Raw genomic sequence first — 24,644 nt, 5'->3', positions numbered from 1 at the left:
CCAGAGTCGGTCACGTGATCAGGAGCTGTGCAGCACCACCTCGGGCGGTTCGGGCGCGGGTGCCGGCTCCGGCCGGGTCCGGCGGATCCGGCGCCAGCCGGCCGCGACCAGGGTGACCACGATGAACGAGGCGATCGCGAGCACCACCACCGAGGCACCGGGTGCGGTGTCGGCGACCGCCGCCAGCCAGATCCCGGCGCCGGCCGCGAAGAGGCCAAGTGCCATCGCCGCCGCCATGGTGGCGCGGAAGCCGCGGGTCACCTGCTGAGCGGTGGCCACCGGGACCACCATCAACGCGCTGATCAGCAGGACGCCGACCGCCCGCATCGCGATCGTCACCGTGATCGCGGTGGTGACCGCGAGCAGCAGGTTGAGCGCGCGTACCGGCAGGCCGGAGACCCGGGCGTACTCCTCGTCGTGGCAGACCGCGAAGAGCGCCGGCCGGAGCGCGACCATCGTGATCAGCACGGCCACGCCGAGCACCGCGATGGTCACCAGGTCGTCGCGGGAGGTCGTGGTGAGCGCCCCGAACAGGTACGCGTTGAGGTTGGCGTTGGTGCTGTCGGAGAGCCCGACCAGCACCACGCCGCCGGCGATGCCGCCGTAGAAGAGCAGGGCGAGTGCCAGGTCACCGGAGGTACGCCCGCGCTCGCGGATCAGCTCGATGGCGATCGCACCGATGGTGGCCGCGATCACCGCCATGATCACGGGCGAGGTCTGGAAGAGCAGGCCGGCACCGACACCGGTCAGCGCGACGTGCCCGATGCCGTCCCCGATCAGCGCCAGTCGTCGCTGCACCAGGTAGATGCCGAGCGCCGGCGCGGCCAGGCCGATGATCAGCGCGCCGATCAGGGCGCGCAGCATGAACTCGTACTGGAAGAGACTCACGGTGTGCTCCACAGCCCGGCGGGCTCCTCGGGACCGTGCGGGTGCACGTGGTCGTGGTCCGGTGCCGCGTGGTGACCGGCCGGATCCGGCACCGCGCCGTCGTGCGCAACGACCCCCTGGTGTACGACGACCGCGCGGCTGATCAGCGGCCGGAGCGGGCCGAGTTCGTGGGCGACGAGCAGTACCGTGCCTCCGGCGTCGGCGAAGCCGCGCAGCGCCCCGGCGAACGCCTCCTGGCTGACCACGTCCACCCCGGCCGTCGGCTCGTCGAGGACCAGCAACTCGGGCTGGCCGGCCAGGGCGCGGGCGATCAGGGTGCGTTGCTGCTGCCCGCCGGAGAGGGTCGCCACCGGGTCCTTCGCCCGGTCGGCCAGGCCGACGGCGTGCAGTGCCTCGGCGACGGCCGCCCGGTCGGCGCGTCCCGGTGGGCGCAGGATGCCCCGCCGGGCGAGCCGGCCGGAGGCGACCACCTCGGCCACCGTGGCCGGTACGCCGCTGCCCGCCCCGAGGCGCTGCGGGACGTACCCGACGCGGTGCCACTGCCGGAACCGGCGCACCGGGTGGCCGAAGAGGTGCACCGAGCCGGCGCTGAGCGGGACCAGCCCGAGCACGGCGCGGACCAGGGTGGACTTGCCGGAGCCGTTGGCACCGAGGATCGCGACCACCTCACCGCCGGTCACGGTCAGCGAGACGTCACGAAGCACGGGGCGGCCGTCGTAGCCGACCACCCCGTGCGTGACGGAGATGACGTCAGAGGTCACGAGCAGCTCAACGCCGTTCGTAGGGTCTGTAGGTTGGTGCGCATCACCGAAAGGTAGTCCCCGCCGTTCTCCGCGGACAGGCCCTCGATCGGATCCAGCACCGCCGTCTGCGCGCCCACCTCCCGGGCGATGGTCTCGGCGACCTTGGGGCTGACCAGCGTCTCGAAGAAGATCGTGGTGGCGTTGTGCTCCCGCGCCTCCCGGATCACCTCGGCCAGCCGCTGCGGCGACGGCTCGTCCTCCGGCGAGAGCCCGGTGATGCCGATCTGCGCCAACTGGTACTTCTGGGCCAGGTAGCCGAAGGCGGCGTGGCTGACCACGATCTCCCGGCGCTGGCAGGTCGCCAGCCCTTCGGTGAACTCGGTGTCCAGCGTCTCCAACTCGGTACGCAGCGCGCCGGCCCGCTGGGTGTACTCGCCGGCCCGGTCCGGGTCGACGGCGCCGAGCCGCTCGGCCAGCCGGTCGCCGATGGTGGCCAGCCGGGTCGGGTCGAGCCAGACGTGCGGGTCCCGGGCGTCCGCCGTCCCTTCCTCGGCGTGGTCCTGCTCGTCGGCATGGTCGTCGGCGTGGTCCTGCTCGTCGGCATGGTCGTCACCGTGCTCGTGGTCGTGGCCGCCGGCCGTGGCCGGCAGCAGCGGCTCGATCTCCGCCACGTCGAAGACCCGGTCACCGGCGTTCTGCGCCACCGCCTCGTCCACGGCGGGCTGGAAGCCGCGCAGAACGACGACCAACTCCGCCTCGCTGATCTGCCCGACCTGGCCCGGGTTGAGTTCCAGGTCGTGCGGCTCGGCACCGGGCCGGGCCAGGTTTGTCACGGCCACGGCGTCTCCGCCGATCCGCTCGGCCAGGAACTGCAACGGGTAGAAGCCGGCCACCACGTCGACCCGCTGCGGGTCGGCGCCGGCCGGACCGTCGTCGGCGGAACAGGCGGTGACGCCGGCCAGGGCGAGCAGGGCGGCCGTGCTGACGGCCAGGGCGCGCGGGGTCGGGCGGAAGCTCATGAGACCGACTCTCCGTGACAACGACAATGATTGTCAAAAACGCATGATTGCATGTCAGCGCCGGTCGAGCCCTCCGCCGGGACCTCCGGTCAGAGCAGCTTCATCAGGCCAGCGGTGATCAGCAGGGTCAGCAGCAGCAGCCGGATCGCCCGGGTCGCGGGCGTCTGCACCCGCCAGGTCGTGACCAGCAGGGCGGCCATCGCGCCAGCGAGCAGCAGGGTCAGCAGCCCGCCGAGAACGCCAGGCGTGAAGAACGCGACAAGCACCAGGAGCAGGGTGACCAGGAACACGGTCGTGGGGTTGGCCCGGGCCAACCGGCCGGCGATGCGGCTCTGCGTACGCTGCATCCCACAGACTCTACGAGGAGGAGGACCCGGTGCTGGTGACCAACCGGTTCGTGGTCGACGAAGCGGACGCCGAGGCGTTCACCGGCCGGGCCCACGCGGCGCTCGCGGCGCTCGCCGCCCGACCCGGCTACCTGCGCGGTCAGTTGGTCCGGGCGCTGGACGACCCCCGACACTGGTGCCTGGTCACCGAGTGGGAGTCGGTCGGCACCTACCGTCGGGCCCTCGGTGGCTTCGATGTCAAGGTCACCGCGGTGCCGCTGCTCGCCGAGAGCCTCGACGAGCCGTCCGCGTACGAGGCGTTGGCCACCGCCGCGCCGGACGGAGACGTGGTGGTGGTCGCCAGCGATCGGGCTGTGGGTCCTTACCGGTGAGTTGTCGGGCACTACGCTGGCTTCCATGACCGCTCCCGGACCGGCAGCCCCACCGCCCCACCCCGCCGACGGTTCCGGCCCGCCGCCCCCCGGCGCCCCCGAGACGGGTGTGCCGACCCCGCCACCCGGGCCCGGGGTGGCCCCGCCATTCGCCGCGCCGCCGACCGAGGGCGGACGGTCCCGCCTCTGGCTCGGCCTCGGCGCCGGCGCACTGGCCGTGCTGATCTGCTGCGGAGGTGGTGGCACGGCAGTGGTCGGTCTGCTGGTCAGCGGGGTGCAGGCGATCGAGGAGCAGGGCCGGACGGTCTCGGACGACTACTTCCGGGCGCTGAGCGACGGCGAGTTCGGCCGGGCGTACGACCAACTCTGCGAGGACGCCAAGCGCCGCGAGTCCCGGCAGGAGTTCGAGCGCCGGGCCGCCGCCGAGCCACAGATCTCCTCCTACAAGGTCGGCGCGGTGGACACCGTCACGCTTACCGTGCCGGTGGAGGTGACCTACTCCGGTGGCGGTCAGGAACGCCAGCAGGTGGTGCTCCAGCAGGACCAGCAGACCGGCGGCATGGAGGTCTGCGGAGTCAACTGACCGGCCGCAGGTAATGTGCTGGGTTCGGGTACCCGCGGGTCGTACCGTGGTCCCGGTACCGTGCCGTCCATCCCACCAGGTCCCCGCCGACCGCCAGTCGGCGTAGGAGGAAAAATGCCAGCCGACCGAATCGACGCCATCGTCAGCCTCGCCAAGCGCCGGGGCTTCGTCTTTCCCTCCAGCGAGATCTACGGAGGCACCCGGTCGGCGTGGGACTACGGTCCGCTCGGCGTGGAACTCAAGGAGAACGTCCGCCGGCAGTGGTGGAAGACCATGGTCCAGCAGCGCGACGACGTGGTCGGCCTGGACTCCGCGGTGATCCTGGCCCGCGACGTGTGGGCCGCCTCCGGCCACCTGGACGCCTTCGTCGACCCGCTGACCGAGTGCCAGTCCTGCCACAAGCGGTTCCGCGCCGACCACCTGGAGGAGGCGTACGAGGCCAAGCACGGCAAGTCGCCGGCCTCGCTTACCGAGCTGAACTGCCCCAACTGCGGCAACAAGGGCACCTTCACCGAGCCGAAGATGTTCAACGGCCTGATGAAGACCTACCTCGGCCCGGTGGAGAGCGACGAGGGGCTGCACTACCTGCGCCCGGAGACCGCCCAGGGCATCTTCGTCAACTACAAGAACGTCGAGACGGTGGCCCGGAAGAAGCCGCCGTTCGGCATCGCGCAGACCGGCAAGTCGTTCCGCAACGAGATCACCCCGGGCAACTTCATCTTCCGTACCCGCGAGTTCGAGCAGATGGAGATGGAGTTCTTCGTCGAGCCGGGCACCGACGAGCAGTGGCACGAGTACTGGCTCTCCGAGCGCTGGAACTGGTACATCGACCTCGGCCTGTCCGAGAGCAACCTGCGCTTCTACGAGCACCCGAAGGAGAAGCTCTCCCACTACTCCAAGCGGACGGTCGACATCGAGTACCGCTTCCAGTTCGGCGGCACCGAGTTCGCCGAGCTGGAGGGCGTCGCCAACCGCACCGACTTCGACCTCTCCACGCACAGCAAGCACTCCGGCGTCGACCTGTCCTACTTCGACCAGACCAAGGGCGAGCGCTGGGTGCCGTACGTGATCGAGCCGGCCGCCGGCCTGACCCGCGCGGTGCTGGCGTTCCTGCTGGAGGCGTACGACGAGGACGAGGCGCCGAACACCAAGGGCGGCGTGGACAAGCGGACCGTGATGCGCTTCGACCCGCGACTGGCGCCCGTCAAGGTGGCCGTGCTGCCGCTGTCCCGCAACGAGGCGCTCTCGCCCAAGGCCAAGCAGCTCGCCGCCGACCTGCGCAAGCGCTGGGTGGTCGAGTTCGACGACTCGCAGGCGATCGGTCGCCGCTACCGCCGGCAGGACGAGATCGGCACCCCGTTCTGCGTCACCGTCGACTTCGAAACCCTTGACGACAACGCGGTGACCATCCGCAACCGGGACACCATGGCCCAGGAGCGGATCACCCTGGACCAGGTCGAGCGATACCTCATCGACCACCTCCCCGGCTGCTGAGGGGTAAGGAAGGGCCCCTTTTTAACGCCTGGCGTATAGCAGGGGCCCCTTCTTAACATTCGGGGCGCCGGTGACGCTCGGGGCGCCGGCTCAGCTGTTCAGGTGCCGGTTCGGCCTGTGGTGCCGGTCTGTGGTGCCGGTTCGGGCTGTGGTGCCGGTCTGTGGTGCCGGTTCGGAAGGCCGAGTCGGCTCAGCGGGCAGGGTCTGGCCGCGGGTCGACCCGTACTCCGGTAGTGGCACCAAGACCCCGCCGGGACTCGTACGCGTCGGTCACCATGCGCCGCACCCGGCGCGGCTCGCGGCGGATCTGCGCGGGCGTGAAGTGCAGGACCAGGATGCCGTGCCGACTGAGTTCGTTGTGCCGGTCGAGGGTGCGCGCCCAGTCGGCCGGGCGGAGATGGTATTCCTGCGAGTCGACCTCCAACGCCACGGCCGCGTCCGGGAGGTAGCCGTCGGGCGTCGGCAGGGACCGGCCGCCCGGGTCGAGTAGCCGCGGATTCCAGTGGATCTCCGCCAGCGCCGGGCTCTCCGCCAGGCACTCCCGCAACTCGGCCTCGGGCGCCGAGCGCGTACCCTGCATCACTTCGGAGAACGCCTTCCTGACCAGCGCCGTCCGGCTGCGCCGTGCCCGGCGGATCTCCTCGTCCAGCGACGCGAGGTCGGCGTACCCCCGCTGGATGGCCTCGGCGACGACCGCCCGCACCGGGCGTAGCTGGCGCAGGTCCCGCGCCGCGTCGACCACCGCGCGGGCCGGCGAACAGACCGGGTAGAGCGGCGTGCTGCGGGCCCGCTCGTCCAGGGCCAGGGCCCGCGAGATCACCGCGTGCCCGGCGGACTTGCGGCGCGCGTGATGCGGCACGACCAGGTGTACGGCCTGGGTGCTGGGACACTGCCGGAAGCCGTACCAGTTGAGGGCGGCCAGCCCGGTGAGCTGCGCCTCGCCGCCGGCGTAGAGGGCCGCGGAGATCCGCCGTTGCTCGTCGGTCAGGGCGCCGGTGACCAGGGCGTACGTCGCGGGTAGGACGCGCTGCCACAGGCCGCGCCGGGCCTGTCGGTACAGGTACATGTCGTCGAAGCCAGCCGCGAGCAGTTGCACTCGGCTGACGATCTGCTGTTGCCGCTCGGCCAGGTCGGCGAACTCGGGTGGAGGGGTACGCATGGAGCGCAGCATCGGGGCGGCGGCCCGTCGGTGTCTCGCCCGCCCTGCGAACCTGTGGATGACCAGGCGGGCTGTGGACAAACGCCTGATCTTCGGCTGGGTGTGTTATGCGTCGCGTTAAGAAGGGGCCCTTCCTATGCACGAGGCGTTAAAAGGGAGCCCTTCCTTACACTTGGGCGGTGCCGACGACGAGTGTTGCTGCTGCTGCTGATCTGCGCCCGCTGACGCTGGGGCGGCATCAGGTGTGGCCGCCGGTGGTGCTGGCGCCGATGGCGGGCATCACAAATGTCGGGTTCCGTCAGCTCTGTCGGGAGCAGGGCGGTGGCATCTACGTCTGCGAGATGATCACCACGGTCGCCCTGGTCGAGCGTAATCCGAAGACGCTGCGGATGATCGCGTTCGGAACGGACGAATCGCCGCGCAGCCTCCAGCTCTACGGCACCGATCCGGAGACCACCGCCGCCGCGGTGCGGATCGTGGTGGAAAAGGATCTCGCAGACCATGTGGACCTGAACTTCGGCTGCCCGGTGCCGAAGGTCACCCGGCGCGGCGGCGGTGCCGCGTTGCCGTGGCGGCGTCGGCTCTTCGCCCGGCTGGTGCGGGCTGCGGTGGACGCGGCGGTACCCGCCGGGGTGCCGGTCACGGTGAAGATGCGCAAGGGCATCGACGACGACCATCTGACGTACGTCGAGGCGGGGCTGGCCGCGCAGGAGGCCGGGGTCGCGGCGGTGGCCCTGCATGGGCGTACGGCCGCGCAGCGGTACTCGGGCACTGCGGACTGGGACGCCATCGCCACCCTCAAGCAGGCGCTCGACGTGCCGGTGCTGGGCAACGGTGACATCTGGGAGGCCGACGACGCGCTGCGGATGGTGGCGCACACCGGCGTCGACGGGGTGGTGATCGGGCGCGGCTGTCTGGGCCGGCCGTGGCTCTTCGCCGACCTGGCCGCCGCGTTCGACGGTGCCGCCCAGCGGCGGCTGCCCAGCCTCGGCGAGGTGGCGGTGACCATGCGGCGGCACGCCGAGCTGCTGGTCGAGCAGTTCACCGCGGGAGCCCGCAACGCGGCCCGGGGGGAGCGGGACGGCTGCACCGATTTCCGTAAGCACGTCGCCTGGTACCTCAAGGGTTTCCCGGTCGGCAGCGAACTGCGCCGCGCGCTGGCGATGATCGACAGCCTGGCCCAGCTGGACGACCTGCTCGGCAAGCTGGATCCGACCGTGCCCTTCCCGGTGGAGACGCTGGGTCAGCCGCGCGGGCGGACCAACTCCCCGGGCAAGGTCTTCCTGCCCGACGGCTGGCTGGCCAGCCGCGACGACGACACGGTTCCGGTGGGTGCCGAGTTGGCCGACTCGGGCGGCTGATCCGCCGTGCCGGTGGCGCAGCGGTTCGCAGGAGCCAGCCCGGCGAGATCCCGACGGGCCGCCCCGGCAGTGGCCGGCTCGTCCAGGGATCCCGGTTCGCGACGATCGTGGTGACGACGAAGGGCCGACCCCGTCGGGGTCGGCCCTTCGCGCCTGCTCGGTCAGCTGGTGGCGCTGTAACCGCGGGTGGCGATCCAGTCGGCGAGCGCGTCCACGCTCATCTGGTAGGAGGCGGTGTTCGGGTCGGCGGAGTCGGCGATCGTGACGGTCTCGCCGCCGTCCCGGTAACCGACGACGCTGATGTAGTGCCCGCCCTCGAAGGAGTGGGTGCGGCCGTCGGTGTCGGTGGCGGTGCCGGCGATGTTGGCGACCACGGCGTGGCCGTCGTCGATGGTGCGGACGATGTCCTCGCGCAGCTTGTCGGTCTGCTTGCGGTCGGCCTTGGTGTCGCGGATCTCCACCGACTTGTAGATGTCCTTGCCGGTCTCCTTGTTCAGCACCGGGGTGATGTCGTTGATCGAGTCGGTGCCGGCCTCGGTGGTGCCCATCTCCTTGGCCATGGCGTGCACGTCGATGTTCTTGCCCTGCACGCTCAGCGCGTTACGGGCCGCGGCGGGGCCGCAGTAGTAGAAGTTCGGCTGGGCCTCGTACCGCACGTTGAGCTGGCGCTCGCCGCCGGGCTTGCGGTCGGCGTGCCGGGCCTGCGTCTGCGCCGTGGGCCGGTCGTCGGCCGCGTAGGCGGCGGTGACGGGGCCGGCGATGGCGCCGCCGGTGAAGGCGAGGCCGGCAGCGGTCAGGGCAGCCTTGCGAAAGATGTCGGTACGCATGATGATCGAAGCCTTTCGCTCGGGGGACGGGCCCGGCGTGCGCAAGCTGGCCGGACCCCGATGGGAAAGGGGTTCGTTCTTCGACTGACGGTGCCCGGCCGACCTGCGACGCGGGCGTCTCGGGTGAACAACCAGGCCGACGGCTGGTGCATTCCAACCTGCGACAGCGTTCCGGCCGCGCAGCCGGTGGTGCCGGTGCCGCCGGGGCGCTCGACTGGCGCTCCCGACCACGGCATGGTTCAACGACCGACCGACCTGCGACATTCCGCCATCGGGGTGTCGCCGGTCACGGACAAACCTCGCAACCCGTAACAGCGGCCCCAGGTCGGATGCGGCCGGACCTTTCAGCCCGGTAGCGGGCATCCGCCGGTAGCGGGCATCCGGGTCGTTGCCGCCGAGAAGCGCTCACCAGGGCCACAACTTCATGATCAATGAGCTGGTCGCGGGCGGGCAGGGGTGGGAGAGGTGGGCGTACGGGGGGTGGGGATGGGAGCGGGCCAGGGGATCTCGGGGGCACGGTGGTAGGCGATGCCGGCGGTGCTCCAGCGGGGGCCGTGGCCGGCCAGCCGGTCGCGGAACGCGGTCCAGTCGTGCGTGGCCGGCGTGGACCAGCCCAGCTCGGCGATGGCCGGCAGTCGGGGCAGCAGCATGAACTCGATCTCGGCGAGGGTGGTCACCGACTCGGTCCACAGCGGCGCCTCGACACCGAGCACCGCGTCGGCCGGCACCCCGGTCAGGTGGGTGCCCGGGTCCCAGTCGTACGCCCGGCGTACGTCGATCAGGCCGGCCCAGTCGTGCCCGATCGGGGTGTCCGGGGTGTATTTCATGTCGAGGTAGGCGTGGTTGCCGGGGGAGAGGATCAGCTTGCCGCCCCGGCGCACCGCGTCGGCGGTGACCGGGTCGTCGCCGTTGGTGCCCCACCATTGCAGGACGCGCCCGTCGGCGTGGGCGGCCGGGGCGATCTGGTGCCAACCGATCATGCGTCGGCCCAGCCCGGCGACGATCCGCTGGACCCGCTCGACGAAACGGGCGTACTCCTCGGCGGGCACCTTGAACGCCTCGTCGCCGCCGATGTGCAACCACCCGCCAGGGGTGAGCGCGGCCACCTCGCCGAGCACGTCGGCGACGAAGTCGTACGTCCGCTCGCTTGTCGGGTCGACGTAGCTGAACCCGACCTCGGTGCCGGTGTACGGCGGCGGTGCCACCCGATCCGGCGCCAGCTCCGGGTACGCGACAAGCGCGGCGTTGGTGTGGCCGGGCAGGTCGATCTCCGGCACCACGGTGATGTGCCGGGCCGCCGCGTACGCCACGATCCGCCGGTAGTCGGCCTGGGTGTAGTACCCGCCGGGACCGCCGCCGACCGCACCGGCTCCGCCGACGGTGGCCAGCCTCGGCCAGGAGTCGAGCGCGATCCGCCAGCCCTGGTCGTCGGTGAGGTGCAGGTGCAGGTGGTTGAGCTTGTACCGGGCCAGGTGGTCGATGACCCGCAGCACGTCGGGTACGCCGAAGAAGTGCCGGGCCACGTCGAGCATCGCGCCCCGGTACGGATAGCGCGGCCGGTCGACGATCGACCCGCCGGGCAGCACCCAGCGGGCGGCGACCGGGCTCGGGCTCTCGATCGCGGCCGGCAGGAGTTGCCGCAGCGTCTGCACCCCGTGCTGTAGGCCGGCGGCGGTGCCGGCGCGGATGCGTACCCCGTCGGCGGCGATGTCGAGCCGGTAGCCCTCGGCTCCGAGGTCGTCGTCGCCGGCCAGGTGCAGCGCGATTCCGCCGGTCGGGGTCGGCGTGGCGGTGTCGGTGACCGGCAGCGGGTAGCCGGTGGCCGGGCGCAGCAGCGCGGCGAGCTGCTCACCGACGGCAAGCGCGGCCGGGTCGGCGCTGACCCGGATCACCGCGTCGGCCCGCAGCAGATGGTCGGCGGTCGGATCCGGGCTGACCCGCTCGGGGGCGGGCAGCACGTCGCCGAGCCGGACCGGGGCCGGCGGGGCGAGCCGCGCCGCCGCCTCCCGCGCCGCCGCCCCGGCCAGCTCTGCGGCGGTACGCCCCCGTGCCGCCAGCGTGACGTCGGACGCCGATGCCGCGGTGGTGGCGTCGGGCGTCGGGTCGGACCCCGAGGCCGCCAGCGTGACGTCGGACCCCGAGGCCACCAGCGCGGTGTCGGACTCCTGGGTCGCCGGGTCGGCGTCGGACCGGCGGGACGGGTGACGTGGCTCCGGGACGGTGCTGGACGGCGAGGACACGGCGGCGGCTCCGAGGGTGTATTCGCGGCGGTAATGGCAAAAGCGCGGCGGTGACGCTGCGTGTCGTCAAGGATACGGGGGGCCGCCGATTGCGTATTCGTGCGCGTGGAAACGTTCCCAGGAAATGCCATGAACGTCGATTGCCGGGATGGCTGTGCCTATTGTCACCGAATGGTCCCAGGCCGAGCGATCCTCGCTTAACCTTCGCCCACCGATCTGCATCGCTCCCCGGATTGCCGGAGGCCGGCTTCGGGGTATTCGAAAACTGAACCTTCGTTAAGTGTCAATCCGGGCGCGTGGGAGGCTCTGGTGACAGCGCACAGGACGGTCGAGCACAAGTACGTCTACGACTTCGCCGAGGGCAACAAGGACCTCAAGGACCTGCTCGGCGGCAAGGGGGCCAACCTGGCCGAGATGACAAATCTCGGCCTGCCGGTTCCGCCCGGCTTCACGATCACCACCGAGGCGTGCAAGGCGTACCTGGCCACCGGCGAGGAGCCGGCGGGGCTGGCCGACCAGATCGCCGCGCACCTGGCGGCGCTGGAACGGGAGATGGGTCGACGCCTGGGTGACCCGGACGACCCGCTGCTGGTCTCCGTACGCTCCGGGGCGAAGTTCTCCATGCCCGGCATGATGGAGACCGTTCTGAACGTGGGTCTCAACGACCGCAGCGTGGCAGGACTCGCCCGACAGGCCAGCGCCGGGGCTGACTCGGGTGCCGCCGGTGGGGCCGACCGGTTCGCCTGGGACTCGTACCGGCGGCTGATCCAGATGTTCGGCAAGACCGTCTGCGACGTGCCGGGCGAGGAGTTCGAACACGCCATCGACGAGGTCAAGCGGGTCAAGGGCAGCACAAACGACCTCGACCTGGACGCGGACGACCTGCGCGGGCTGGTCGACACGTACAAGAAGATCTTCAGTGCGCACACCGGGCGGGAGTTCCCGCAGGATCCGCGCGAGCAGCTCGACCTGGCCATCCGCGCGGTCTTCGAGTCGTGGAACGCCGAGCGGGCCGTGATCTACCGCCGGCAGGAGCGGATTCCGGCCGACCTCGGCACCGCCGTGAACGTGGTGGCGATGGTCTTCGGCAACCTCGGCCCGGACTCCGGCACCGGGGTCGCCTTCACCCGCGACCCGGCCAGTGGCGCCCAGGGCATCTACGGTGACTACCTGGCCAACGCCCAGGGCGAGGACGTGGTCGCCGGCATCCGCAACACGGTGCCGTTGCAGGAGTTGGAGCGGATCGACAAGACCTCCTACGACGAGTTGCTCAGCTACATGGCCCGCCTGGAGCAGCACTACCGGGACCTCTGCGACATCGAGTTCACCATCGAGCGCGGCAAGCTGTGGATGTTGCAGACGCGGGTCGGCAAGCGGACCGCCGCCGCCGCCTTCGTCATCGCCGGCCAGCTCGTCGACGAGGGCTTGATCGACCTCGACGAGGCCCTGCACCGGGTCAACGGCGCCCAGCTCGCCCAGCTGATGTTCCCCCGGTTCGCGCTCGACCACGACTTCCAGCCGGTCGCCACCGGCATCGGCGCCTCGCCCGGCGCGGCGGTCGGCAAGGTGGTCTTCACCTCGGCCCGCGCGGTCGAGCTGGCCGGGCAGGGCGAGGACGTCATCCTGGTCCGCCGGGAAACCAACCCGGACGACCTGAACGGCATGATCGCCGCCCGGGGCATCCTCACCTCGCGCGGCGGCAAGACCAGCCACGCCGCGGTGGTGGCCCGGGGGATGGGCAAGACCTGCGTCTCCGGCGCCGACGAGCTGGACATCGCGGTGCCGCAACGCAGGTTCACCGTCGGCGGGCAGACCGTCAACGAGGGCGACGTGGTCTCGATCGACGGCACCACCGGCAAGGTCTACCTCGGCGAGGTGCCGGTCATGCCGTCGGAGGTGGTGCGCTACTTCGAGCGCGAACTCGACCCCGAGACGATCGACGACCCGCTGGTCCGGGCCGTCCACCGGATCATGACGCACGCCGACGCCACCCGGCGGCTGGCGGTCCGCACAAACGCCGACACCGGCGCGGACGCGGCGCGGGCCCGGCGCTTCGGCGCCGAGGGCATCGGGCTGTGCCGCACCGAACACATGTTCCTCGGCGACCGGCGGGAGTTGGTCGAGCGGCTGATCCTGGCCCGGGACGCGACCGAGCGGGACAAGGCCCTGGCCGCGCTGCTGCCGTTGCAGCGGGCGGACTTCGCGGAGATCTTCCGGGAGATGGACGGGCAGCCGGTCACCGTCCGGCTGATCGACCCGCCGCTGCACGAGTTCCTGCCGCCCCTGGAGCAGCTCGCGGTCGACGTCGCGGTGGCGCAGGAGCGCGGCGAGGACGTGGCCAAGGAGGAGGCGCTGCTCGCCGCGGTACGCCGGATGCACGAGGAGAACCCGATGCTGGGGCTGCGCGGCGTACGCCTCGGCCTGGTCATCCCCGGCCTGTTCGCGATGCAGGTCCGCGCGATCACGGAGGCCGCGGTGGAGTACACCCGGCAGGGCGTCCGCTCCTGCCCGGAGATCATGGTCCCGCTCGTCGGCGCAGTGCAGGAGTTGGAGACGGTACGCGCCGAAGCCGAGAAGATCATCGCCGAGGTGGTCGGCGGCAGCGACGTCGAGGTGCTGATCGGCACCATGATCGAGGTGCCCCGAGCCGCGCTGACCGCCGGCCAGATCGCCGAGGCGGCGGAGTTCTTCTCCTTCGGCACCAACGACCTGACCCAGATGGGCTGGGGCTTCTCCCGCGACGACGTGGAGGGTGCCTTCTTCTGGCGTTACCTGGAGCTGGGCATCTTCGGCATCTCACCGTTCGAGTCGATCGACGCCGACGGGATCGGCCGGTTGGTGCGCATCGCGGCGGAGGAAGGCCGGGCCGCCCGTCCCGGGCTGAAGCTCGGCGTCTGTGGTGAGCACGGTGGCGATCCGGACTCGGTGCACTTCTTCCACTCGGTCGGGCTGGACTACGTCTCCTGCTCGCCGTTCCGGGTGCCGGTGGCCCGACTGGAGGCGGGCCGGGCCGCGGTGGTGACGGCCGGCTCGGACAGTCGCTGAGCGTACGGGCCGGCGAACGGCTTGTTCGTCGGCCCGGCTCAGATCGGGGGCCGCCGCCAGGTGATGTGCGGGTCCCGACGGGGCCGCTGCACCGGCAGGGTGGCCATCGGAGTGCGCACGGCCAGCGGGGCGTGCGGATCCGGCGGGCGCAGCGCCGACGCGGGGTGGCGCCGGGCGGCGAGCATCGGGCCGGCCCGGTCGGCCACCGCCCGCGCCTCCTCCCGCAACGCGGCGAGATCGGCCCCGGGGGCGGCGATCAGGGTCAGCAGGGCGTCCTGGCCGGCCGGAAAGGTGACCACGCAGCCGGCCTCGGTGTGCACCACCGACTCGTGGAACTCGCCCTGCCGGACGGTGGCCGCCATCCGGTGGCCGAGGCCGAAGCTGGCCGCCGCCAAAGCGGCCAGGTGGGCGGCGTCCGTGGCGGGCAGGTCGGTGGAGATCAGCAGGCCGTCCGTGCCGGCGAGGAGCGTGCCGGCGACCTCGGGCCGCCGTCGGCGCAACCGCCGCAACTCGGTGCCCATAATCGTTTCCGTGTCCACGTGCGTGTCTCTCCCCGCCGGTCGTGGCTCCGTCTCAACAGGTGACTTTCCGCGATGGGAACGTTACCGGTCGGCGACAATCCGCGCGATCCCGTGACCGTCGGCAATCGGCCGACAACTCTCGTCTGATCGGAGGATGTGGACCCGCAGGGCGCAGTTCGTCGGCGCGCCGTCCGGCCCGGCCGGGCGTAACCTGATCTCGCCCGAGGACATCGTCGCGAAGGGGTGGCCGGATGAAAGCGCGTACCGAGCTGTCGAAGCAGACACCCGCCGTGGTCCGGACGGCGGTGCCGGCATGACCAGCGTCTGGCAGAGCCTGACGGTCGACGCCCGGGACCCGGCCCGGTTGGCGCGCTGGTGGGCCGAGGCGTTGGGCTACCAGGTGGTCACCGAACGACCGGACGAGGTGGAGATCCGGCAGTCCGCCGACCGGCTGCCCGGCATCGTCTTCGTGCCGGTCAACGGGGCCAAGGAGGGCAAGAACCGGCTGCACCTCGATCTGCGCCCGGCCGACCGGGAGGCCGAGGTGGAACGGCTTGTCGACATGGGTGCCCGGCACGTCGACGTGGGACAGGACGGTGACGACTGGACGGTGCTCGCCGACCCGGAGGGCAACGAGTTCTGCGTACTGCGGCAGCGTGTGGATTGACCGCTGACGCGGCGCGGCGGGTCGCCGGCGGGGAGGCGGCACGGCGGGTGGTGGAGCCGGCCAAGGACGCCGGCCACGGTCGGTCGCCGTACCAGCGGGACCGCGCCCGGGTGCTGCACTCGGCGGCCTTCCGCCGGCTCGCCGCGAAGACCCAGGTGCACACGGCGGGCACCGACGACTTCCTGCGTACCCGACTGACCCACTCGCTGGAGGTGGCCCAGATCGCCCGGGAGATGGGCGCCCGGCTGGGCTGCGACCCCGACGTGGTGGACACCGCCGGGCTGGCGCACGACCTCGGGCACCCGCCGTTCGGGCACAACGGCGAAACCGCGTTGGACACGGTGGCGGCGGCCTGCGGCGGGTTCGAGGGCAACGCGCAGACGCTGCGCGTACTGACCCGTCTGGAGGCCAAGGTGTACGGCCCGGACGGCGAATCCGCCGGGTTGAACCTCACCCGCGCCTCGCTCGACGCGGTCGCCAAGTATCCGTGGCCCCGCCGGCCGGGCCGGCGCAAGTTCGGGGTGTACGCCGACGACCTGCCCGTCTTCGCCTGGTTGCGGTCCGGCTCCCCGGCCGGCGATCGGTGCTGCCTGGAGGCGCAGGTGATGGACTGGGCCGACGACGTGGCGTACTCGGTGCACGACGTGGAGGACGCCATCCACGGCGGGTACCTGACGCTGGAGCCGCTGCTCGCCGACGCCGACGAACGGGCCGCTCTCTGCGCCGACGTCGCCGCGGTCTATTCGCTCGAATCGCCCGACTATCTCGGCGAGGCACTGCGCGAACTGCTCGCCGATCCGGTGCTCGCCCCGCTGGCCCACTACGACGGCAGCCACCGCGCCCAGGCCGCGCTCAAGGCCACCACGAGCGTGCTGACCGGGCGTTTCGTGGCGACCGCGGTGGCCGCCACCACCGCCCGGTTCGGCCCCGGCCCGCATCGACGCTACGCCGCCGACCTCGTCGTACCTCGACCGCTGCGGGCCCGGTGTGCGCTGCTCAAGGGCATCGCCCTGCGGTACGTGATGCGCCGCGCCGACGCGCAGGGACGCTACGAACGACAGCGGGAGATTCTTACCGACCTGGCCCGGGTGCTGACCGAGCGGGCCCCGGAGGCGCTCGATCCGGTCTTCGCCCCGCTGTGGCGCGCCGCCCCGGACGACGCCGCCCGGTTGCGGGTGGTGGTCGACCAGGTGGCCTCGCTCACCGATCCGGCCGCGACGGCCTGGCACGCCCGCCTGCTGCACTGATGGTTAGCCTGGCCGGATGACGCAGCGCCCGAAGACAGTCACCTCCGCCCGCGTGCTGCGCACCGAGCGGCCCACCCCGCACGTGGTCCGGTTGGTGCTCGGTGGGGCGGAACTGGCCGGCCTGCCGGTCGGCGAGTTCACCGACCACTACATCAAGATCGTGTTTCCGGTCGCCGGGGTCGACTATCCGCGCCCGATGGACCTCGCCGCGATCCGCCGCGAGCAGCCGCGCGAGCACTGGCCACGGCTGCGCGCGTACACCGTGCGGGCCTGGGATGCGGCGGCCGGCGAGTTGACGATCGACGTGGTGCACCACGGTGACGAGGGGTTGGCCGGCCCGTGGGCGGCCGGGCTGCGACCGGGCGACGAGGTTCTCTTCACCGGGCCCGGCGGGGCGTACGCGCCGAACCCGGCGGCGGACTGGCACCTGCTGGTCGGCGACGAGAGCGCGCTGCCGGCGATCGCCGCCGCCCTGGCCCGGCTGCCGGTCGACGCGCCCGCGCACGTCTTCGTCGAAGTCGACGGCCCGGCCGACGAACAGCCCCTGGCCAGTCCCGGTGCGGCCCGCCTGACCTGGCTGCACCGTGGCGAGCGGCCGGTCGGCGAGGCACTGGTGGCGGCCGTACGCGGATTCGCCTTCCCGCCCGGCACGGTGCACGCCTTCGTGCACGGCGAGGCGGGCTTCGTCCGCGACCTGCGCCGGCTGTTGCGGGTGGACCGAGGCGTGCCGCGCGAGTGGCTGTCGATCTCCGGTTACTGGCGCCGGGGCGTGGACGACGAGGGCTGGCGGGCCAGCAAGCCGGACTGGAACCGCCAGGTCGAGGCCGACGAACAGGGCAACGCCTCCATCTCGCTGCCTTGACCTGGCAGCCGATAACCGGCAACGTGGCACCCCATTACGTCCGACAGCGGCTGTTCGGGCGTGATTCGCCGGAACTTCGGATGACGCAGGCACCGGAACAGGAGGATGGTCAGGGGTGACCATGAGCGAGCAGGTCGATGACGGGCAGACCGCTGGCGCGAGCCGCACGGTCGACGGGGTGCTGCTCGGGCTGAGCGTCGGCGGGGTGCTCGCCGTGGTGGTCTGGGGGGTGCTGGCGCGTGACTCGCTGGCCAGCGTCGGTGAGTCCGGCCTGGCCTGGGTGATCAACACCTTCGGCTGGTTCTTCGTGGTGGCGGCGAACGCCTTCCTGGTGCTGGCGGTGGTGCTGGCGGTGTCCCGGTTCGGCCGGATCCGATTGGGCCGGGACGACGACGAGCCGGAGTTCACCAACCTGGCCTGGATCGCCATGATGTTCAGCGCCGGCATGGGCATCGGCCTGGTCTTCTTCGCCGTCGCCGAACCCATCCAGCACTACGCCACGCCGCCGCCGGCGATCGGCGTCGAGCCGCAGACCGGCCCGGCCGGCGCAGCCGCCATGCAGTACACGCTTTTCCACTGGACCCTGCACCCGTGGGCGATCTACGCGGTGGTGGCGCTGGCGCTTGCGTACTCGACGTTCCGCCGGGGCCGGCAGAACCGGATCTCCGCGGCGTTCCGGCCGGTGCTTGGCGACCATGCCGACGGCGCCGCCGGACGGGCGATCGACCTGTTGGCCATCTTCGCCACCGTCTTCGGCACGGCCACCAGCCTCGGTCTCGGCGCGCTCCAGGTGGCCGCCGGGTTGGACCTGGTCGCCGGCGTACCGGACAGCACCATGGTGGAGGTGGTGGTGATCGGTGCGCTCACCCTGGCCTTCGTGATCTCCGCCTTCTCCGGGCTGCACCGGGGCATCAAGTGGCTCTCCACCACAAACGTGGTGCTTGCCGTCGCGCTGATGTTCTTCGTCTTCGTGGTCGGCCCGACCATCTACACGCTCGAGGTGCTGCCCGCCTCGATCGGCGACTACCTGAGCAACCTGGTCTTCATGTCCACCCGGACCGGGGCCTTCTCGGACCACGGCTGGCTGGGCGGCTGGACGATCTTCTACTGGGCATGGTGGATCTCCTGGGCGCCCTTCGTCGGCACCTTCATCGCGCGCATCTCCCGGGGCCGTACCGTCCGGCAGTTCCTGATCGGAGTACTGCTGGTGCCCAGCGGTGCCAGCGCCGTGTGGTTCGCGATCATGGGCGGCAGCGCGCTGCGGGTGCAGTCCACCGGAGCCCGTGACCTGGTCGCGGACGCTGCGGCCGGCAGCGAGCAGGCGCTGTTCGGGCTACTCGACGCACTGCCGCTGGCGGCGCTGACAAGCGTGCTGGCCATGGTGCTCGTCGCGCTCTACTTCGTCACCAGCGCCGACTCCGCGTCGCTGGTGCTCGGCTCGCTTACCTCCCGAGGCGCGCTGCGACCGCACCGGCTACTTGTGGTCCTCTGGGGCATCCTGATCGGTGCCGTCGCCGCGGTGCTGCTGCTCGTCGGCGGACTCGACGCCCTCCAACAGGCCACCATCATGATCGCGTTGCCGTTCGTGCTGGTGATGCTCGGTCTGGCCGCCGCGCTGGTCAAGGACATGGCCGAGGATCCGCTGCTGGCCGTGCCGGCGAGGACCCGCCGGCACGGCCTGGCCGAGGCGGTGCGCACCGCCCGGTCGTACGAGGAGGAGGATCCGCCTCCGGTCCGGCGCTACCTGCGTCGCCGGCCACGAAGCTGAGGGGTAAGGAAGGGCACCTTCTTAACGCCTCGTGTATAGGAAGGGCCCCTTCTTAACAAAAGCCGGTCGACGCGATCTCAGAGGTACGCGACGCCGGTGAGCCGGGCCGCCTCCGCCCACATCCGTCGCCCGTTCTCCGGGTCGCGCGCCGACGCGCTCGCCCGTACCTCGGTGACCGGTCCACGGATCTCCTGGAACCCACGCGGGCCGAAGAACTGCCCACCCCGTACGCCGGCTGCGGTCGCGGCGCACAGCTGCGGCCGGGCACCCTCCCTGGCGGGGCTGACGAACAGCGGACTGAGCCGGTTGACCGAACGCAGCAGTGCGTTCCGGCTGGCCAGCGCGCGGGCGCTGAGGTTGGTGTTGGTCATGCCGGGGTGGGCGAGCACGCTGATCACCGGCGACCCGGTGGCGCGCAGCCGGCGGTCCAGCTCCACACCGAGGATGGTGGCGACGAGCTTGGAGCGCGCGTACGCCCTGGGCCCGCTGTAGGAACGCTCGGACATCAAATCGCCCAGGTCGAGGCGGCGCCACCGATGCACGATCGACGACACGGTGACCACCCGGGGTTGCGTACCGCCGGCCAGCCGATCGAGGAGGAGACCGGTCAGCGCGTACGGCCCGAGGGCGTTCGTACCCATTTGCAGGTCGAAGCCGTCCACGGTCGGCGGCGGTCGCCGGCCGGTCAGCGACACTCCGGCGTTGTTGACAAGCAGGTCGAGGTTGCCGTCGAGGCTCCCGGCGAAGGCGCGGATCGAGGCGAGCGAGGCCAGATCCAGCGCCCGCACCTCGACCTCCGCCCCCGGCACCTCGCGCCGGATCGCGGCAGCCGCCTCCGCTCCCGCCGCGACGTTGCGCACCGCGAGCACCACCGCGGACCCGTGTCGGGCCAGTTCCAGCGCGGTGACCCGGCCCACGCCCGAATTCGCCCCGGTCACCACCGCGCGTCGACCATGCTGGTCGGGGATCTGTTTCTCGGTCCAGTTCTGCATGTGCTGGACGCTAGGAACCGGTGCGGACGCCCGGGGAGTACCAGCCAACCTGGGACCACGGGACCTACCCTGCGCCGGGACACCACCGGCACACTGGGCGTCGTGACGAGCACGCCGTACGCCCGCGAGCTGGCTGACTTCCTGCGTAACCGCCGCTCCCGGCTGCGGCCGGAGGAGATCGGCCTGGCACCCGGCCCGCGCCGCCGGGTCGCCGGCCTGCGCCGGGAGGAGCTGGCCCTGCTCGCCGGCGTGAGCACCGACTACTACCAGCGCCTGGAACAGGGTCGGGACGTACGCCCCTCGGAGGACGTGCTGACCGGCATCGCCCGCGCCCTCGCCCTGAACGCGGAGGAGACCCGCCACCTGCACGCCCTCGCCCGTCGGGCGCAGCGACCGCCGAAGCCCCGGCGGCGCACCCGGGAGACGGTGCCGGAGAGCATCCGCCGGCTGCTGCACAGCCTGCACACCCCGGCCGTGGTGGTCAGCCGTCACCTGGATCTGCTCGCCTGGAACAGCATGGCCGCCGCGCTCTATCCGGGCATCGGGCCGAGCAACGTACTTATCGACATGTTCAGCCATCCCGAGGCGCAGGGCCGGTGCCCCGGCTGGCGCGAAACGGTGCTTGACTACCTGGGCTTTCTGCGTGCTGCGGTCGCCGCCGATCCGGAGCACCCGCGCGCACAGGAGATCGTCGGCACACTCAGCATCCGCAGCGAGGAGTTCCGGCAGCTCTGGGCCCGCCACGACGTACGCGAGGCGGTCCACGGCAGCAAGGCGTTCACCCATCCACAGGTTGGCGAGCTGCGTCTGGACTGGGACGCGTACACGCCGCCGGGACGTACCGGGCCGATCCTGATCGCGTACACCGCCGCACCGGGCAGCGCCGACGCCGAGCGAATGGCACTGCTCGCCCTCGCGCGGGGTGCACGGTGACGTCGGCGGTTTTTGTTAATAAGGGGCCCTTCCTCTACCGCAGGCATTAACAGGGGGCCCTTCCTTACTCCTCAACCTGGGCAGGGCAGGATGTATGCGAGGGGGTGGCGGCATGGCGGGGCGGATCCGGGACGAGGACATCGCGCTGGTCCGGGAGCGTACCTCCATCGCCGAGGTCATCTCCGACACGGTGACGCTCAAGTCGGCCGGTGCCGGCAACCTGAAGGGGCTCTGTCCCTTCCACGACGAGAAGAGCCCCTCGTTCAACGTCTCACCGGCCCGTAACGTCTGGTACTGCTTCGGCTGCGGGGCGGGCGGCGACGCGATCAAGTTCCTGATGGACGCCGAGCATCTCAGCTTCGTGGAGGCGGTGGAGCGGCTCGCCGACCGGGCCGGCGTGCAACTGCGCTACATCGAGGACGACCGGTCCGCCCCGCGCGGCAACCGGCCGCAGCAGGGGCAGAAGCAGCGGCTGGTCGCCGCGCACGCCGCCGCGGTGGAGTTCTACACCGCCCAGTTGACCACGGCCGGCGCGCGGGCGGCCCGGGAGTTCCTCGCCCAGCGGGGCTTCGACCGGGCCGCCGCCGAGCGGTACGGCTGCGGGTTCGCCCCCGAGGGCTGGGATCCGCTCACCCGGCACCTGCGCCAGCGCGGCTTCAGTCACGACGAACTGGTCACCGCCGGGCTGTCCCGGCCGGCCCGCTCGGGCAGCCTGATCGACCGGTTCCGGCGCCGGCTGCTCTGGCCGATCCGCGACCTGACCGGCGACGTGATCGGCTTCGGTGCCCGCAAACTCTTCGACGACGATGACGGCCCGAAGTACCTGAACACCCCCGAGACGCCGATCTACAAGAAGTCGCACGTGCTCTACGGCATCGACCAGGCCAAGCGGGAGATCGCCAAGCAGGGCCGGGTGGTGGTGGTCGAGGGCTACACCGACGTGATGGCCTGCCACCTGGCTGGCGTACCGACCGCCGTGGCGACCTGCGGCACCGCGTTCGGCAGCGACCACATCGGCGTACTGCGGCGGCTGCTGCTGGACACCGACGCGGTCGCCGGCGAGATCATCTTCACCTTCGACGGGGACGCCGCCGGACAGAAGGCCGCGCTGCGCGCCTTCGAGGACGACCAGCGCTTCGTCGGGCGTACCTTCATCGCGGTCAGCCCGGACAACATGGATCCGTGCGAGCTGCGCCTGGCAAAGGGCGACCTGGCCGTGCGCGACCTGGTCGCCCGCCGCGAGCCGCTTGTCGACTTCGCGTTGCGGCACGTGATCAGCCGGTTCGACCTGGACACCGTCGATGGTCGGGTCGAGGCGATGCGCCGGGCCGCGCCGCTGGTCGCCAAGCTCAAGGACCAGGAGAAACGCCCCGAGTACGTGCGCAAGCTCGCCGGTGACCTCGGGATGGAGATCGAGCCGGTGCAGCGGGCGGTGCTGGCCGCCGCCTCGGGACGTCCGGCGGACGGGCCGCCGCGGCCGGCCCGGACCGAACCGTCCGTGGACAGCCCGCAGTCGATGGTCGAGCGGGAGGCGCTCAAGCTGGCCCTCCAGGAACCGGTGCTGGCCGGGCCGATGTTCGACGCCGTCGAGGCGACCGACTACCGGCACCCGGTGCACGTGGTCGTCCGGGCGGCCATCGCCGAGGCCGGTGGCGCCGCCACGGCCACCGGCGGCGCGGTGTGGATCGAGGCGGTCCGCGACGCCTGCGCCGACCTCGCGGCCCAGGCCCTGGTGGGCGAGTTGGCGGTGGAGCCGCTGCGGATCGACGGCGAGCCGGACCCCCGGTACGTCTCGATCACCATGGCCCGGTTGCAGTGGGGCTCGGTGACCGCCCGGATCCGCGAGTTGAAATCGCGGATCCAGCGGATCAACCCGGTGAACAACAAGGACGAGTACTTTGCCACCTTCGGCGAGCTGCTCTCGCTGGAGCAGCACGCCCGAGCCCTGCGCGAGCAGGCAGCGGGAGGATTGTAAAAACATGGGACTGTTCCGCCGCCGGCCCAAGCTGCCCTCGGCCGCCCGCCCTCCGCTGGACCGCGACGAGCGGATGCTGACCTGGGCCGCCGCCGGCAACGGCGAGGGCGACGGGGTGGTGGTCGCCAGCAACCTGGGGCTCTGGCTGCCCGGTCGGAGCCACCGGCTCGGCTGGCACGAGATCGTCAAGGCCGTCTGGTCCGGTCGGGAGCTGACCGTCACCCCTGGCGAACAGGTGACCGAACGCGACGGCTACCTGGTGGTCGCCGACTGCCCGGCCGAGCGTTACCTGCTGCTCGATCCGGGCGAACTGCCGCACCAGGTGCGCGCCCGGGTCACCGGGTCCGTCGCGTACACCCAGCACCACGCGCTGCCCGGCGGGGCCGGCCGGATCGTCGGCCGGCGGGTGCCCGGCGTGAACGGTCTCACCTGGATGGTCCACTACGACCCCGGCACCCCGACCGACGACGAGGCCGTGCGCACCGAAACCGGCCGCCTGGTGGCGGCGGCCCGCGCCGCGACGACGCCTGCGGACCTGTGACCCACCGCTCGCCGGTCCTGTGACCCGCCGCTCGCCGGTCCCGCCAGGAGCCGGTGCGGTCCCACTCGGCGGGTAACTCGGTGGGAAAGTGTCCGCCCGGGTGTCTAGGGTCCGGGGGTGACCATGGCACAACCACTCATCCAGGCACGGGGGCTGGTGAAGCGGTTCGGCGACTTCACCGCCGTCGACGGCATCGACGTGGCGGTCAACGCCGGTGAGGCGTTCGGCTTCCTCGGGCCCAACGGCGCCGGTAAGTCGTCCACCATGCGGATGGTCGGCTGCATCTCGCCGCCCAGCTCCGGCCAGCTGCGCATCCTCGGCATGGACCCGGTGCGCGACGGCCCCGCCATCCGGGCCCGGCTCGGCGTCTGCCCCCAGCTCGACAACCTCGATCCGGAGCTGACCGTCCGGGAGAACCTCATCACCTATGCGCGCTACTTCGGCATCCCCCGCCGGGTGGCCCGGGCCCGGGCCACCGAGTTGCTCGACTTCGTGCAGCTAAGCGAGCGGGCGGAGAGCAAGGTCGAGCCCCTCTCCGGTGGCATGAAGCGCCGGCTCACCATCGCCCGCGCGCTGGTCAACGAGCCGGACATCGTGCTGCTCGACGAGCCGACCACCGGCCTCGACCCGCAGGCCCGGCACCTGGTCTGGGAACGGCTGTTCCGGCTCAAGCGTCAGGGCGTCACGCTGGTGCTCACCACGCACTACATGGACGAGGCCGAGCAGCTCTGCGACCGGCTGGTCGTGATGGACGGCGGACGGATCGTCGCCGAGGGGTCACCGCGTGCGCTCATCGAGCGGCACGCCACCCGCGAGGTGGTCGAGCTGCGGTTCGCCGGTGACTCGCAGGAGGCGTTCGCCGGCAAGCTGGACGCCCTGGGGGAGCGGGTCGAGGTGCTGCCCGACCGGATCCTGCTCTACGTCCCCGACGGTGACGCGGCGGTGGCCGAGGTCGCCGCGCTCGGCCTGCGTCCGGCCAACGTGCTGGTCCGCCGCAGCAGCCTGGAGGACGTCTTCCTGCACCTCACCGGCCGCACCCTCGTCGACTGATCAGGACTGGA

At 71.7% G+C, this 24,644-nt stretch carries 22 protein-coding genes; 13 read left to right on the top strand and 9 right to left on the bottom strand.

All coding sequences use genetic code 11. From position 1 onward, the window contains the following. Positions 1–18: 18 nt before the first annotated feature. The 4 genes from QQG74_RS25035 to QQG74_RS25020 form a co-directional block, all read right to left on the bottom strand. Complete coding sequence (locus QQG74_RS25035) at positions 19–888, bottom strand: metal ABC transporter permease (RefSeq protein WP_341717163.1); 870 nt, start codon at positions 886–888, stop codon at positions 19–21. Further along, positions 885–1,649, bottom strand: coding sequence for an ABC transporter ATP-binding protein (locus tag QQG74_RS25030; protein WP_341717162.1), 765 nt, complete (start codon positions 1,647–1,649; stop codon positions 885–887). The genes QQG74_RS25035 and QQG74_RS25030 overlap by 4 nt, the downstream gene beginning before the upstream one ends. After that, positions 1,646–2,650: a metal ABC transporter substrate-binding protein gene (locus tag QQG74_RS25025; protein WP_341717161.1), complete on the bottom strand. Its 1,005-nt coding sequence runs from the start codon at positions 2,648–2,650 to the stop codon at positions 1,646–1,648. The genes QQG74_RS25030 and QQG74_RS25025 overlap by 4 nt, the downstream gene beginning before the upstream one ends. 89 nt (positions 2,651–2,739) lie before the next feature. Further along, entirely contained in the window at positions 2,740–2,997 is a 258-nt protein-coding gene (locus QQG74_RS25020) for a hypothetical protein (RefSeq protein WP_341717160.1), read from the bottom strand. 29 nt (positions 2,998–3,026) lie between these two features. Here QQG74_RS25020 and QQG74_RS25015 point away from each other — a divergent pair, with 29 nt between their 5' ends. The 3 genes from QQG74_RS25015 (at position 3,027) to QQG74_RS25005 (ending at position 5,445) form a co-directional block, all read left to right on the top strand. After that, on the top strand, positions 3,027–3,368 hold the full coding sequence (locus tag QQG74_RS25015; RefSeq protein WP_341717159.1) for an antibiotic biosynthesis monooxygenase: 342 nt from the start codon (positions 3,027–3,029) through the stop codon (positions 3,366–3,368). Between the two features lie 109 nt (positions 3,369–3,477). Continuing rightward, positions 3,478–3,951 carry a hypothetical protein gene (locus QQG74_RS25010; protein WP_341721365.1) on the top strand — a complete coding sequence of 158 codons (474 nt, stop codon included), beginning with the start codon at positions 3,478–3,480 and terminating at the stop codon, positions 3,949–3,951. Between the two features lie 114 nt (positions 3,952–4,065). Further along, positions 4,066–5,445, top strand: a complete 1,380-nt coding sequence (locus QQG74_RS25005; protein ID WP_341717158.1) for a glycine--tRNA ligase — start codon at positions 4,066–4,068, stop codon at positions 5,443–5,445. Between the two features lie 190 nt (positions 5,446–5,635). Here QQG74_RS25005 and QQG74_RS25000 read toward each other — a convergent pair whose 3' ends face one another. After that, positions 5,636–6,604 carry a type IV toxin-antitoxin system AbiEi family antitoxin domain-containing protein gene (locus tag QQG74_RS25000; RefSeq protein ID WP_341717157.1) on the bottom strand — a complete coding sequence of 323 codons (969 nt, stop codon included), beginning with the start codon at positions 6,602–6,604 and terminating at the stop codon, positions 5,636–5,638. A gap of 212 nt (positions 6,605–6,816) precedes the next feature. Between QQG74_RS25000 and dusB the strand changes: the two genes are divergently transcribed. Next, positions 6,817–7,965 carry a tRNA dihydrouridine synthase DusB gene (gene dusB, locus QQG74_RS24995; RefSeq protein ID WP_341721364.1) on the top strand — a complete coding sequence of 383 codons (1,149 nt, stop codon included), beginning with the start codon at positions 6,817–6,819 and terminating at the stop codon, positions 7,963–7,965. Positions 7,966–8,126: 161 nt separating this feature from the next. On the opposite strand, the gene QQG74_RS24990 is transcribed toward dusB, so the two are convergent. Together QQG74_RS24990 and QQG74_RS24985 are read right to left on the bottom strand one after the other, a co-directional pair. Further along, positions 8,127–8,792, bottom strand: coding sequence for a C39 family peptidase (locus tag QQG74_RS24990; protein WP_341717156.1), 666 nt, complete (start codon positions 8,790–8,792; stop codon positions 8,127–8,129). A gap of 428 nt (positions 8,793–9,220) precedes the next feature. Beyond that, complete coding sequence (locus tag QQG74_RS24985) at positions 9,221–10,849, bottom strand: beta-N-acetylhexosaminidase (protein WP_341721363.1); 1,629 nt, start codon at positions 10,847–10,849, stop codon at positions 9,221–9,223. 492 nt (positions 10,850–11,341) lie between these two features. Between QQG74_RS24985 and ppdK the strand changes: the two genes are divergently transcribed. Beyond that, positions 11,342–14,077: a pyruvate, phosphate dikinase gene (ppdK, locus tag QQG74_RS24980; protein WP_341717155.1), complete on the top strand. Its 2,736-nt coding sequence runs from the start codon at positions 11,342–11,344 to the stop codon at positions 14,075–14,077. Between the two features lie 38 nt (positions 14,078–14,115). On the opposite strand, the gene QQG74_RS24975 is transcribed toward ppdK, so the two are convergent. After that, a complete protein-coding gene (locus tag QQG74_RS24975) occupies positions 14,116–14,616 on the bottom strand; it encodes a roadblock/LC7 domain-containing protein (protein ID WP_341717154.1) in 501 nt (166 codons plus the stop codon). Between the two features lie 295 nt (positions 14,617–14,911). Between QQG74_RS24975 and QQG74_RS24970 the strand changes: the two genes are divergently transcribed. The 4 genes from QQG74_RS24970 (at position 14,912) to QQG74_RS24955 (ending at position 19,142) form a co-directional block, all read left to right on the top strand. Beyond that, complete coding sequence (locus QQG74_RS24970; protein WP_341721362.1) at positions 14,912–15,265, top strand: VOC family protein; 354 nt, start codon at positions 14,912–14,914, stop codon at positions 15,263–15,265. After that, positions 15,262–16,512, top strand: coding sequence for a deoxyguanosinetriphosphate triphosphohydrolase (locus QQG74_RS24965; protein WP_341717153.1), 1,251 nt, complete (start codon positions 15,262–15,264; stop codon positions 16,510–16,512). Before QQG74_RS24970 ends, QQG74_RS24965 begins: the two co-directional genes overlap by 4 nt. A 16-nt stretch (positions 16,513–16,528) precedes the next feature. Continuing rightward, entirely contained in the window at positions 16,529–17,374 is an 846-nt protein-coding gene (locus QQG74_RS24960) for a siderophore-interacting protein (RefSeq protein ID WP_341717152.1), read from the top strand. Positions 17,375–17,495: 121 nt separating this feature from the next. Further along, positions 17,496–19,142: a BCCT family transporter gene (locus tag QQG74_RS24955; protein ID WP_341717151.1), complete on the top strand. Its 1,647-nt coding sequence runs from the start codon at positions 17,496–17,498 to the stop codon at positions 19,140–19,142. A 77-nt stretch (positions 19,143–19,219) separates the two neighbouring features. Here the strand turns inward: QQG74_RS24955 and QQG74_RS24950 are convergent, their stop codons facing one another. Further along, complete coding sequence (locus tag QQG74_RS24950; RefSeq protein ID WP_341717150.1) at positions 19,220–20,134, bottom strand: oxidoreductase; 915 nt, start codon at positions 20,132–20,134, stop codon at positions 19,220–19,222. Between the two features lie 102 nt (positions 20,135–20,236). Here QQG74_RS24950 and QQG74_RS24945 point away from each other — a divergent pair, with 102 nt between their 5' ends. The 4 genes from QQG74_RS24945 to QQG74_RS24930 all read left to right on the top strand — a co-directional run bounded on the left by QQG74_RS24945 (position 20,237) and on the right by QQG74_RS24930 (position 24,633). Continuing rightward, complete coding sequence (locus QQG74_RS24945; RefSeq protein ID WP_341717149.1) at positions 20,237–21,067, top strand: helix-turn-helix transcriptional regulator; 831 nt, start codon at positions 20,237–20,239, stop codon at positions 21,065–21,067. Between the two features lie 112 nt (positions 21,068–21,179). Continuing rightward, a complete protein-coding gene (gene dnaG / locus QQG74_RS24940; protein ID WP_341717148.1) occupies positions 21,180–23,042 on the top strand; it encodes a DNA primase in 1,863 nt (620 codons plus the stop codon). Between the two features lie 4 nt (positions 23,043–23,046). After that, on the top strand, positions 23,047–23,583 hold the full coding sequence (locus QQG74_RS24935) for a hypothetical protein (RefSeq protein WP_341717147.1): 537 nt from the start codon (positions 23,047–23,049) through the stop codon (positions 23,581–23,583). Between the two features lie 117 nt (positions 23,584–23,700). Then, a complete protein-coding gene (locus QQG74_RS24930) occupies positions 23,701–24,633 on the top strand; it encodes an ABC transporter ATP-binding protein (protein WP_341717146.1) in 933 nt (310 codons plus the stop codon). Positions 24,634–24,644 lie beyond the last annotated feature (11 nt).

This window comes from Micromonospora sp. FIMYZ51, from assembly GCF_038246755.1.
Lineage (GTDB): Bacteria > Actinomycetota > Actinomycetes > Mycobacteriales > Micromonosporaceae > Micromonospora.
This window is presented reverse-complemented; position numbering and strand designations above follow the sequence as displayed.